This is a genomic window from Nonomuraea ferruginea (assembly GCF_039540635.1).
Lineage (GTDB): Bacteria > Actinomycetota > Actinomycetes > Streptosporangiales > Streptosporangiaceae > Nonomuraea > Nonomuraea ferruginea.
In genome coordinates, this window is the sequence record NZ_BAABFD010000034.1 from 40,754 (window position 1) to 53,105 (window position 12,352).

6 protein-coding genes are annotated in these 12,352 nt (G+C 72.4%); 3 read left to right on the forward strand and 3 right to left on the reverse strand.

The window, feature by feature from the left end:
- On the reverse strand, positions 1-2,352 hold the full coding sequence (locus ABD999_RS41660) for a hypothetical protein (protein WP_345483205.1): 2,352 nt from the start codon (positions 2,350-2,352) through the stop codon (positions 1-3).
- A 519-nt stretch (positions 2,353-2,871) separates the two neighbouring features.
- On the opposite strand from ABD999_RS41660, the gene leuS reads away from it, so the two are divergent.
- Together leuS and ABD999_RS41670 are read left to right on the forward strand one after the other, a co-directional pair.
- The gene (gene leuS, locus ABD999_RS41665; protein WP_271280302.1) at positions 2,872-5,325 is read left to right on the forward strand and encodes a leucine--tRNA ligase; all 2,454 of its coding nucleotides are present in this window, start codon (positions 2,872-2,874) and stop codon (positions 5,323-5,325) included.
- Positions 5,326-5,502: 177 nt separating this feature from the next.
- Complete coding sequence (locus tag ABD999_RS41670; protein ID WP_271280303.1) at positions 5,503-7,611, forward strand: transglycosylase domain-containing protein; 2,109 nt, start codon at positions 5,503-5,505, stop codon at positions 7,609-7,611.
- A 2-nt stretch (positions 7,612-7,613) separates the two neighbouring features.
- Here ABD999_RS41670 and ABD999_RS41675 read toward each other — a convergent pair whose 3' ends face one another.
- Positions 7,614-8,582: a TIGR03557 family F420-dependent LLM class oxidoreductase gene (locus tag ABD999_RS41675; RefSeq protein ID WP_271280304.1), complete on the reverse strand. Its 969-nt coding sequence runs from the start codon at positions 8,580-8,582 to the stop codon at positions 7,614-7,616.
- Between the two features lie 7 nt (positions 8,583-8,589).
- On the reverse strand, positions 8,590-9,033 hold the full coding sequence (locus ABD999_RS41680) for a hypothetical protein (protein ID WP_148030135.1): 444 nt from the start codon (positions 9,031-9,033) through the stop codon (positions 8,590-8,592).
- A 153-nt stretch (positions 9,034-9,186) separates the two neighbouring features.
- On the opposite strand from ABD999_RS41680, the gene ABD999_RS41685 reads away from it, so the two are divergent.
- Positions 9,187-12,336: a S41 family peptidase gene (locus tag ABD999_RS41685; protein ID WP_345483206.1), complete on the forward strand. Its 3,150-nt coding sequence runs from the start codon at positions 9,187-9,189 to the stop codon at positions 12,334-12,336.
- Positions 12,337-12,352: the final 16 nt, after the last annotated feature.

Below are 12,352 nucleotides of genomic sequence, written 5' to 3' on the forward strand. Positions count from 1 at the left end.
TCAGCCCTGGGAGATCAGGCGCAGCCGCTTGACGACGGTGTTGACGTCCGGCAGCAGCGCCTTGCCCTCCGCGGGCACCGACATGAAGACGATCGCCGGCACGTCGCCGCCCGTGTTGATCGCGGCGGCGACGACCGTGGCCTTCTCGGTGGGCGAGGTGAGCGAGTAGGCGATCAGCCTGCCCGTGCTGTCGCCCACCTTCAGCGACTGCTGGGCGATCTTGCGCACCTTGTTGCCGTCCGCGTAGAGCCGCTTGCGCGCGTCGACCACGACCGCCTTGATCACCGGCTCCAGGTCGTCCGGAGAGGTGTACCTGCCCGCCAGCTTGGCGGGCAGCGGGCCGGTCAGCACCTGGGCGGCCAGGTCGTCGCCGACCATGGCGTACTGGCGCGTGTCGTACCCGTAGGTGCCCTTGACCGTCGGCCGCTCGTCGAGCCGCCAGGTGCCGCCGAGCCGGGGGACCTGGATGCCCGCCTGCGGGTCCTGGACCGTGCCGGTCACCGGTGACGCGTTGCCCTTGTACGCGGGCAGCCTGCCGATCGTGACGGACGTCTTCCTCGGGGTGGCGGGGGCCGACTGGGACGGGGTGGCCTGCGCCGCGGACTTGCCCGGGTCCTCGCTCGCCAGCGGGCCGGCGATGAACGCCCACAGCAGCGCGATCACCAGGGCTACGGCCGCCGAGCTGGCCAGGGCGTAGATCCACAGCGGCTTGCCGGGCTCGTCCAGCGACTCCGGCTCGCCCATCGCCTGGTAGTTGTCGCCGAAGACGGTGTTCCAGAGCTCCTGCTGGCGCTCGGGGGGAGGGGTGCGGGAGCCGCTGATCTGACCGGCCGTCACGAACGGGCGGTCAGGGTCGGAGGGGTCCCGGCTGAGGTTCGCCCCGGGCCTGCCCTGCTCGGTCCCGGGCCCACCATGACCATGCCCTGCAGGCCCGCCAGGTCCGCTCGGACCGTACGGGCCGTCGGCCCCGCCGTACGGACCGTCTGTTCCGCCGTGACCCCCAGGTCCGTAGGGGCCGTCGGCTCCGCCGGGACCACCGTGACCGCCGGGGCCGCCAGGTCCGTACGGACCGTCGGCTCCGCCTTGACCCCCAGGTCCGTAGGGACCGTCAGCTCCACCGGGCCCGCCAGGTCCGTAAGGGCCGTCGGCTCCGCCGTGACCGCCAGGGCCGTAGGGCCCGTCGGGCCCGCTGGGACCGTAAGGGCCGTCGGCTCCGCCTCGTCCGCCGTGGCCCGGCCCTCCGGGGCCGCCCGGCCCGTGGGAGCCGCCGGACCCGCCGGGACCGTACGGTCCACCGGGCACGCCGCCAGGCCCCCCGGAACCACCGTGACTACCGGAACCACCGGAACCGCCAAGGCCGCCGGAACCGCCTGGGCCGCCTCCGCCTGGACCGGCCGGGGCTTCCACGCCCGCTCCGGCGTGCGCGGCCCGTGCGCCGGGGCCGGCGTAGCCCTCCGGGCCGCCCGCGCCGGGGTAGCCGTTGCGCGCGCCGGGGTCGGCGACACCCTGCCCGCCGTACCCGTCGGAACCCCCGGGGTTGCCGTACCGGTTGGCGCCGTATCCGTCCATGCCGCCGGAGCCGCCGGAGCCGCCGGAGCCGTAAGCGTCCGTGCGCCCGGAACCGCCGCCACCGGGGCTGCTGTATCCGTCCATGCCGCCGGAACCGGCGTGGCCGTCCGCGCCGCCGTACCTGTCGGAGCGTCCGGGACCGCCGTAGGTGTCCGAGTGGCTGGGTACGGGGTTGGCGCCCGAACCGGTGAGGCTCGCTCGTCCGTACATCATCGTGTGCTCGTCGGCGGCGGCGGCGGAGCTGCGCGCGCGTCCCGGGTGGTCGTCGAGCCCGCCAGGACCGTACGAGCCGAGGATCGCGGCGTCCGGGTCCACCGGGGCGGGCTGCAGGTCGGGCACCCGGTTCATGGTCATCGTCCCGTCCAGCGGGTCGCCGGGGCGGGAGGTGTCGGCCTGCTGCGGCCAGGGGGCGGGGGAGTTCAGGTTGGACCAGGCGTCGGAGTAGGAGGAGGCCGGCGGCTCGGACCAGGCGGGCACCGGGTCCTTGACCGGCGGCGGCTCCGGCCACGAGGGCTGGGCGGCGGGCGGCGCCTCGGGCCAGGAGGCGCCCCGCGAGGCGGACGGGGCGTCCGGCCACGACGCGGGCGGGGACGACGGGCCCTGCGAGCCCGCGTCGGGCCAGGCGGGGGCGGACGGCGGCGTCTCGGGCCAGGACGGGCCGGGCGGCCGGGACGTGGGAGCGCCGCCCTGCCGGGCGTCCGGCCACGCGGTGGGAATGTCGTCGCGGGGCGGCTCCGGCCACGAGGGCTGAGAGCCTGGCGCCTCGGGCCACGCGGTGGGCACGTCCTGCCGCGGAACTTCGGGCCAGGAGGGTGGCCGGTGCGACGCTCCGGAATTCTCCGATGCCATGGGTTCCGGCCCTCCTGAGCGCTTGTCCGGCCTCGACGTACCGTGCATGATCTCATGGGATTTTCCAAGAGAGTCAGCCGACTCCGCAGCGAAACGGGCGAAGCCATGCGGATCGGTCGGCGGATCCTGCATCGGCAGGTCGGCCTCCGAACGTTCCGGTCCAGCTGAGTGCACCACGGTGACGAGCGTATTCTAATGGGACATATGAGGTCACAACGGATAGATCACCATCAGGTCTCGCGAGCCTGAAGGGCCCATTGTGCCCTCGTACCTCGATCGGCCGCCCGCATTCAGCCGAAGACGTGCGCTAGGCTTGACGTATGCGTTCCGCGACCCTGCTCCTTACCGGGCCGCGACGGTTCTGAGTTCCTCGCCGTCGCGGCTGCCCCTCGTCCTGGTCACGGGGGGTTTTCTTATGGGTCCGAGTCCGAGTCAATCAGAAGGACAACCGCCGTGAGTGAGTACGACCCGCAGGCGCTGCAGGCCAAGTGGCAGCCGCGCTGGGAGGAGATGGACCCGTTCCGGGCGAGCGAGGACGCCGCCGATCCCCGTGAGCGGCGCTACCTGCTCGACATGTTCCCCTACCCGTCGGGTGACCTCCACATGGGCCACGGCGAGGTCTTCGCCCTGGCGGACGTCATCGCGCGCTACTGGTTCCAGCGCGGCTACAACGTCCTGCACCCCATCGGCTGGGACTCCTTCGGCCTGCCCGCCGAGAACGCCGCGATCAAGCGCGACGCCCACCCCGCGGAGTGGACCTACCGCAACATCGAGACGCAGGCCAACTCGTTCAAGCGCTACGGCATCTCCTTCGACTGGTCGCGCCGCCTGCACACGAGCGACCCCGACTACTTCCACTGGAACCAGTGGCTGTTCAACCGCTTCTTCGAGCGCGGCCTCGCCTACCGCAAGGGCGGCCTGGTCAACTGGTGCCCCAACGACCAGACCGTGCTGGCCAACGAGCAGGTCGTGGCCGGCAAGTGCGAGCGGTGCGGCGCCGACGTCATCAGGCGCGAGCTCACGCAGTGGTACTTCAAGATCACCGACTACGCGCAGCGCCTGCTCGACGACATGGGCCAGCTGGAGGGCGGCTGGCCCGAGCGCGTGATGACCATGCAGCGCAACTGGATCGGCCGCTCCGAGGGCGCCGACGTGGTCTTCGAGATCGAGGGCCGCGACGAGCCGGTGCACGTCTTCACCACCCGGCCCGACACCCTGTTCGGCGCCACGTTCTTCGTGGTCGCCGTCGACGCGGCGCTGGCCGACGAGATCGTCACCGACGAGCACCGCCCGGCCTTCGAGGCCTACCGCGCCGAGGTCGCCAAGCTGAGCGACATCGAGCGGCTGTCCACCGAGAAGGAGAAGACGGGCGTCTTCCTGGGCCGCCACGCGATCAACCCGGTCAACGGCGAGCGCATCCCCGTCTGGGCGGCCGACTACGTGCTGTCCGACTACGGCCACGGCGCGATCATGGCGGTGCCCGCCCACGACCAGCGCGACCTCGACTTCGCCAGGAAGTTCGGCCTGCCGGTGCGGGTGGTGGTCCACACCGGGCTGGCCGACCCCGGCGAGACCGGCGTCGCCACCTCGGGCGAGGGCGAGATGGTCAACTCCGGGCCGCTCGACGGGCTGGGCAAGGCCGAGGCCATCGCGAAGATCATCCAGGTCCTGGAGGCGGAGGGCAGGGGCCGCGGCGCGGTCAACTTCCGGCTGCGCGACTGGCTGCTGTCCCGCCAGCGCTACTGGGGCACGCCGATCCCGATCATCCACTGCCCCGACTGCGGCGAGGTGCCCGTCCCCGACGAGCAGCTCCCCGTCACCCTGCCCGACCTGCGCGGCGAGGCGCTGGCGCCGAAGGGCGTCAGCCCGCTGGCCAGCGCGACCGACTGGGTCAACGTCGACTGTCCCAAGTGCGGCGGCCGCGCCCAGCGCGACACCGACACGATGGACACCTTCGTCGACTCGTCGTGGTACTTCCTGCGTTACTGCTCGCCGGGCTACACCGACGGCCCGTTCGACGTCGAGCAGGTGCGCAGGTGGGGCCCGATCGACCAGTACGTCGGCGGGGTCGAGCACGCCGTGCTCCACCTGCTCTACTCCCGGTTCTTCACCAAGGTCCTGTACGACATGGGCATGGTCGGCTTCACCGAGCCGTTCCTGCGCCTGCTCAACCAGGGCCAGGTCATCAACGGCGGCAAGGCGATGTCCAAGTCGCTGGGCAACGGCGTCGACCTGGGCAAGCAGATCGACGACTTCGGCGTCGACGCGGTGCGCCTGACCATGGTCTTCGCCGGCCCGCCCGAGGACGACATCGACTGGGCCGACGTCTCGCCCGCCGCGTCGCAGAAGTTCCTGGCCCGCGCGCTGCGCGTGATGTCGGAGGTGACCAGCGAGCCCGGCGTCCCGTTCGAGGGCGGCGACGTCGAGCTGCGCAAGGTCACCCACCGTACGATCGACGAGGTCACCAAGCTGGTCGACTCCCACCGCTTCAACGTCGCGGTGGCCCGCATGATGGAGCTGACCACCGCCGCCCGGCGGGCGATCGACTCCGGGCCCGGCGCCGCCGACCCGGCCGTCCGCGAGGCGGCCGAGACGCTGGCCGTCATGCTGTCGCTGGTGGCTCCCTACACCGCCGAGGAGGGCTGGGAGCGCCTCGGCCACCAGGGCGGCACCGTCTCGAAGGCGGGCTGGCCGAGCGCCGAGCCCGCGCTGCTGGTGCGCGACCTGGTGACCTGCGTGGTCCAGGTGGCGGGCAAGGTGCGCGACCGGCTGGAGGTCTCGCCGGAGATCGCCGAGGACGAGCTGCGGTCGATCGCGCTGGCTTCGGAGAAGGTGCGGGCCTACCTGCAGGGCGAGCCCCGGCGGGTGATCGTGCGCGCGCCGAAGCTGGTCAACATCGTCCCCTGACGTCATCGCGAGGCCGCCGCACCCCCGGGGTCGCGGCGGCCTTCGTCGTGTACGGGCTGACCAGCGGTGATATGCACACCGATATCACCTGCTTTCCCATATCGCTATTGGACGCCATCCGATCAGGTCTGCTTTGCTCCTGCCCACTACCGGGCGACAGAAGGACAAAGGGCACTGATGGCACGTCGGGGGACGAAGATCGTACGGCTCACCGCCGCAGGGGCGGCGGCGGGCGTGCTCGTGGCGGGGCTCGCGGCGCCGACCGTGGGCGGCGCGGGTCTCGGGTTCATGTCGGCCGCGGCGGTGGCCGACCTGCGGCCGGTCGAACTGGCCGAGCCGCCGCTGCCCGAGGTCTCGGTCGTGCTGGACGTACGGGGCAAGGAGATCGCCCGCTTCTACGAGGAGTACCGCGAGGTCGTCGGCCTCGACCGGGTCGCGGAGGTCATGCGGACGGCGATCGTCGCCATCGAGGACTACCGCTTCTACGAGCACGGCGCGATCGACCTCGAAGGCACGATCCGGGCGCTGGCCACGAACCTGCAGGCGGGCAGGGTGAGCCAGGGCGGGTCGAGCATCACCCAGCAGTACGTCAAGCAGGTGCTGCTCAACGCCGCCGGCACCGAGGAGGAGCGGAACGCCGCCCTGGAGTCCAGCTACGCGCGCAAGCTGAGAGAGCTCAGGTACGCCATGGGCGTGGAGGAGAAGTACACCAAGGACCAGATCCTCGAGAAATATCTGAACATCGCGTACTTCGGTGCGGGCGCCTACGGCGTCGAGGCGGCGGCCAAGCGGTTCTTCGGCGTCCGGGCGAGCCGGCTCACGCTGCCGCAGGCGGCCACCCTGGCCGGCGCCGTGCAGGACCCCAACGCCACGGACCCGAACCTCGGCGAGAAGCACCGCGCGCGGCTGCTGAAGCGCCGCGACGTCGTGCTGAACCGGATGGCCGAACTGGGCGCGATCACCCCGGCGGAAGCGGCCAAGGCGAAGGCCGCCAAACTGGGCTACAAAGGCAAGAAGCTGCCCGGCGGCTGCGAAGCCAGCAAATATCCGTACTTTTGCATATATGTCCGCCAGGAGATCGCCAACAACCCCGCCTTCGGCAAGACCGCCAGGGCGCGCCTGCGCATGCTCAACGGCGGCGGCCTGACCATCAGGACCACGCTCGACCCGGCCATGCAGGCCGCCGCCGACCGGGCCGTCAAGAGGTACGTGCACGCCTCGGACCACCCCGTCGCCGCCGAAGCCCTCGTCGAGCCCGGCACCGGAGCGATCAGGGCCATGGCGGCGAGCAGGCCGTACGGGCGGAGCAAGGCCAGGAACGAGATCTCGTACAACGTCGTCGCGGACGCCGGGCACGGCGGCGGCGCCGGCTTCCAGGCGGGCTCCACGTTCAAGACCTTCACCCTGATCACCGCGCTGAAGCAGGGCATGAAGACCGGCGACGGACTGAGCGCGGGGGCGGGCTACCGGGCGCCGGGTCCCGCGGCGTTCAGGAACTGCGCGGGCGAGAACGTCGGCGACCCCGGCCACACGGTCACCAACGACGAGGGCTCGCCGGGATGGAAGACGCTGCGCACCGGCACCTGGAGCTCGGTCAACACGTTCTTCATGGAGCTGGAGCGGCGCGTGGGCCTGTGCGAGACGGTCACCACGGCCGAGGACCTGGGCATCCGCCGGGCCGACGGCCGCCCGCTGAGCGAGTACGAGACGTTCACGCTCGGCATCGACGAGATGGACCCGGTGACGGTGGCCGGCGCGTACGCGGGCATCGCGGCACGCGGCCGCTACTGCGCGCCGATGGCGATCACCCGGATCACCGGCCGCGACGGCGAGGCCACCGCCTACCGGCCGAAGTGCCGTCAGGCGCTGGAGCCCGCCGTCGCTGACGCGACGGCCGACGTGCTGTCCGGCGTGTTCACCGACGGCACGATGCGCGGCGTCGGCGGCATCGGCCGCGACGCGGCGGGCAAGACCGGCACCACCGACGGCTACGCGACCGCCTGGTTCGCCGGCTTCACCCCCGACCTGGCGGCGGCGGTGAGCATCGGCGACCCGCGCGGCTCCCAGGCCCACAAGCTGGCCGGGGTGACGATCGGCGGGAGGTACTACGGCGCCGTCGACGGGGCCGCCCTGCCGGGCCCCATCTGGAAGGAGACGATGATCGGCGCGCTGGCCGGCTCGCCGCCGCAGCGGTTCACCCCGATCGACTCCGCCCGGTTCGGGGGGTGCTCCCAGGACTGCCGGCCGGAGCCCGAGCCCACGGACGAACCCCGCGACGCGGAGTGAGCTCAGAGGCGGCGCAGAGCGGGCAGGAGTTCCTTCTCCGCCCACTGGAAGAACGGTTCCTGCTGGTCGGCGCCGATCTGGACCAGGGCGACGTGCGTGTGGCCGGCCTCTAGGTAGGCGCGGACGGCCTCGACGACCGCGTCCACGTCGGCGCCGCACGGGACGCTCCCCGCCACGTCGTCGGGCCTGACCGTGCCTGCTGCGGCCCGGAAGTTCACCGGGCCGGGCAGCTCGGCCATCACCTTCCAGCCGCCGACCGCCGACCAGCGCCACAGCCGGTGGGCCCGCTCCTTCGCCGCCTCCGCGTCGGTGTCGTAGGCGATCGCGAGCTGCCCGTACACCGGCTTGCCGGAGCCGCCGTCGTTCTGGAAACTCCGCACCACGTCCGGCATCGGCTCGTTGACGACCAGGACGTCCCCGTACTCGGCCGCGAGCCGCGCCGAGGCGTCGCCGGAGGCGGCGATGCCGATGGGGACCGGATCGTCCGGCAGGTCGTAGAGCTTGGCCGAGTCGACATCGTAGAACTCGCCCTGGAAGGTGACGTAACCGCCGCCGAGCAGCTCCTTGATGATCCGCACCGCCTCGCGGAGCATGCGGTGGCGGACGTCGGCCGACGGCCAGCCCTCGCCGACGACGTGCTCGTTCAGGTTCTCGCCCGCGCCGAGCCCGAGCGAGAACCGGCCCTCGCTCAGCACCGCCATCGTGGCGGCCTTCTGCGCCACCACCGCCGGGTGGTAACGCATCAGCGGGCAGGTCACGTACGTCATCAGAGGCAGGCGTTCGGTCGCCTGCGCGGCGGCGCCGAGCACCGACCAGGCGTACGGTGAGTGACCCATCTCCTCCAGCCAGGGGAAGTAGTGGTCGGAGATGACCGCGTAGTCGAAGCCGGCCTGCTCGGACCTGGCGGCGAAGTCCACGAGCTGCCGTGCGGGCGTCTGCTCGCACATCAGGGTGTAGCCGAACTCTGCCATGGTGGCCCTACTTTCCGGCGTACGGGGACGCCATCCGGTCGCCCAGCTCCTCCAGCACCAGCCCGAGTCCGATGCCGAGCATCCAGACGTCCTTGGCCAGACCGATGCCCTCGGGCGTGGGCTTGAGGCTGCCTTCCTGACGCATGCCGGGGGTCTTGAGATAGAGGCCGAGCAGCCCTCCGGCGAAGGCGGTCAAAGCCGCCCCGGCCAGCAGCGAGGGCACCATCGGCAGCAGCAGCGCGGCGCCGAGCGCGATCTCGCTCTTGGCCAGCAGCCTGGTGAACTCCTGCGGCTCGTGCTTCTCCAGGAAGGGGTAGACGCCGACGGCCATCCCATGGGTGCCGGCGGCGGTCCCCTCGTCGGCGCCGGCCTTGCTCAGGCCGGAGTTCAGGATGAACGCCCCCGCCGCCACGCGGGGCGGGATCTGGTGAGGACGGGCGAAGATACGCATGCATGCCTCCCGACTATGCGTCGCAACACCCCCTTCCCGTGATTTTTCACGACATCCGGGAGTCTGTCCGGTTTTGACCGTGTCTTCATTCCTCGCAGTCCTCGGCGCGAAATCGTGTCATCCCCTCGGCGGAGCGCGCACTAGTGTCTACCTGTGACAACTGGCGCATACCTGAGATTCCCCCACCTGTGCGGTGACCTGGTCACCTTCGTCGCCGACGACGACGTCTGGCTCGCCCCGATCGCCGGCGGGCGCGCATGGCGGTTCACCGCCGACCGCACCCCCGTGTCGAACCCCCGTCTCTCACCCGATGGCGCCCGCATCGCCTGGACCAGCACCCGCGAGGGCGCCCCCGAGGCGTTCGCCGCCGAGCTCGACGGGCCGGAAGGCGAGCGGCTCACCCACTGGGGGAGCCCGTCGACCCAGGTGCGCGGATGGAGCGCCGACGGGCAGGTGCACGTCGTCAGCGCCGCCGGGCAGGGCGGCCGCACCAGGACGTGGGCCCACGCCGTCCCGCTCGACGGCGGCCCGGCCACCCGCCTGCCGTACGGGTGGGTGAGCGAAGTCGCCGTCAGCGGCGACCGGGTGGTGACCGTCTCGCCCATGTGGCGCGAGCCGTCCCAGTGGAAGCGCTACCGCGGCGGCACCGCCGGCAAGATCTGGATCGACGCCGAAGGCTCCGGAGAGTTCACCCGCCTGTTCGCCGACAACCCCGCCCAGCACTGGGCCGCCATGTGGATCGGCGACAGGATCGCCTTCCTCGCCGACACCGACGGCATCGGCAACCTCTACTCGACCCTGCCCGACGGCTCCGACCCGCGTAGGCACACCGGCCACGAGGAGTTCTACGCCCGCCACGCCACCACCGACGGCGAGCGGATCGTCTACAGCCACGCCGGCGACCTGTGGCTGCTGGAGAGCCTCGACGCCGAACCGTACCGGCTCGACATCAAGCTCGGCGGGCCGCGCCCGGCCCGCGCCAAGCGGCCGGCGCCCGCCCGCGCCGGCGGGTTCTCCCCGGACGCGACCGGCCGCGCCAGCGCGGTCGAGATCCGCGGCACCGCCCACTGGGTGACCCACCGCGACGGCCCCGCCGGCACGCTCCGCGCCGAGCCGGGCGTCCGGGTACGGCTGCCGCGCGTGCTCGACTCGGACGGCGGCGCCCTCTGGGTGTCCGACGCCACCGGCGAGGACGGCCTGGAGATCGGCACCCCCGGCGGTGAGATCCGCACCCTCGCCGCCGGCGAGCTGGGCCGCGTGCTCGACCTGGCCGCCTCGCCCGACGGCAAGCACGCCGCCGTCGCCACCCACGACGGCCGGCTCCTGGTCGTCGACGTCGAGACCGGCGCGCACCGCGAGCTCGACCGCACCGGCCACGGCGACATCAGCGGGCTCACGTTCTCGCCCGACTCCGCCTGGCTGGCCTGGGTGCATCCGCACCAGGAGCCGCTGTCGCAGATCAAGATGGGCCGCGTCGACGGCACCTCCACCATCGAGGTGACGCCGCTGCGCTTCGCCGACTACGACCCGGTCTTCACCCGCGACGGCAAGCACCTGGCGTTCCTGTCGGTGCGCACGTTCGACCCGGTGTACGACGCGCACGTGTTCGACCTGTCGTTCCCCGTCGGCTGCCGCCCGTACCTCGTGCCGCTGCGCGCCACCACCCCCTCCCCGTTCGACCCCAGCCTGCAGGGACGGGGCTTCAACGGCGAGGACGACCACCCGCAGGCGGAGGAGAAGAAGAAGGACGACGCGCCGCCGCGCACCGAGGTCGACCCCGAAGGGCTCGCCTCCCGCGTGGTGCCGGTCCCGGTGCCCGCCGGCCGTTACGTGAACCTGCGCACCGCCAAGGACGCGCTGCTGTGGCTGCGGCACCCGCTCGCCGGCCGGCTCGGCGACGGCACCGAACCCGCCGGCGAGATCACGCTGGAACGCTACGACCTGAAGAAGCGCGCCAAGAGCGAGCTGGGCAAGGAGTTCCGCGCCTTCGAGGTGAGCGGCGACGGCACCCGGCTCGTGCTCAACGGCAAGAACGGCCTGCAGACCCGATCCGCGAGCGAGGGCGACGAGGTCGTCACCATCGAGCTCGACCGGGTCGCCGTCCAGCTCGACCCCGTCGCCGAATGGCGGCAGGGCTACCGCGAGGCCGGCCGGCTCATGCGCGACCACTTCTGGCGCGCCGACATGAACGGCGTCGACTGGCAGGGCGTCCTCGACCGCTACGCGCCCTTCGCCGAGCGCATCGGCGCCTACTCGGAGCTGATCGACCTGCTCTGGGAGGTGCAGGGCGAGCTCGGCACCTCCCACGCGTACGCCATCGGCAACGGCCCCACGGTCGACCCGCGCCGCCGCCAGGGCCTGCTCGGCGCCGACCTGGCCCGCGACGAGGACGGCACCTGGCGGGTCGAGCGCGTCATCGCGGGCGAGTCGTCCGACCACGACGCGCGCTCGCCGCTGCTCGCGCCCGGCGTCGCGGTCCGCCAGGGCGACGCCCTCGTCGCCGTCAACGGCCGCCCCGTCGATCCGGTACGCGGGCCGCTCCCGCTCCTGGCGGGCACCGCGAACCAGCCGATCCAGCTGACCGTCCGCCCGGCCGCCGGCGGCGAGACCCGCAAGGTCGTGGTCACCCCGATCGCCGACGAGACCCGGCTGCGCTACCACGACTGGGTCGAGGGCCGGCGCGCGTTCGTCCGGGAGGCGTCCGGCGGGCGGCTCGGCTACCTGCACGTGCCCGACATGGTGGCGTCCGGGTGGGCGCAGTTCCACCGCGACCTGCGTACCGAGATGGCGTACGAGGGACTCGTCGTGGACGTGCGCGAGAACGGCGGCGGGCACGTGTCCGAGCTCATCCTGGAGAAGCTGTCGCGCAAGGTCACCGGCTGGATCCGGGTCCGCGGCCACCAGCCGATGCGCTATCCCGAGGACTCCCCGCGCGGGCCCGTCGTCACGGTGACCGACGAGTTCGCCGGCTCCGACGGCGACATCGTCAGCGCCGGCATCAAGAACCGCGGCATCGGCCCCCTCGTCGGCGTCCGCACCTGGGGCGGCGTGATCGGCATCGACTCGCGCTACTCGCTGGTCGACGGCACCGTCGTCACCCAGCCGCGCTACTCGTTCTGGCTGGAAGGGCACGGCTGGGGAGTGGAGAACCACGGCGTCGACCCGGACATCGAGGTCGTCATGACACCCCAGGACCGCGCGGCCGGCCGCGACCCCCAGCTGGAGAAGGCCGTGGAGCTGGCACTCTCCGCCCTGGAGGAGCGCCCCGCCGCCACCCCGCCCGGCCTCCCGCCCCTGCCGTAACGACCCCGGGGGACGG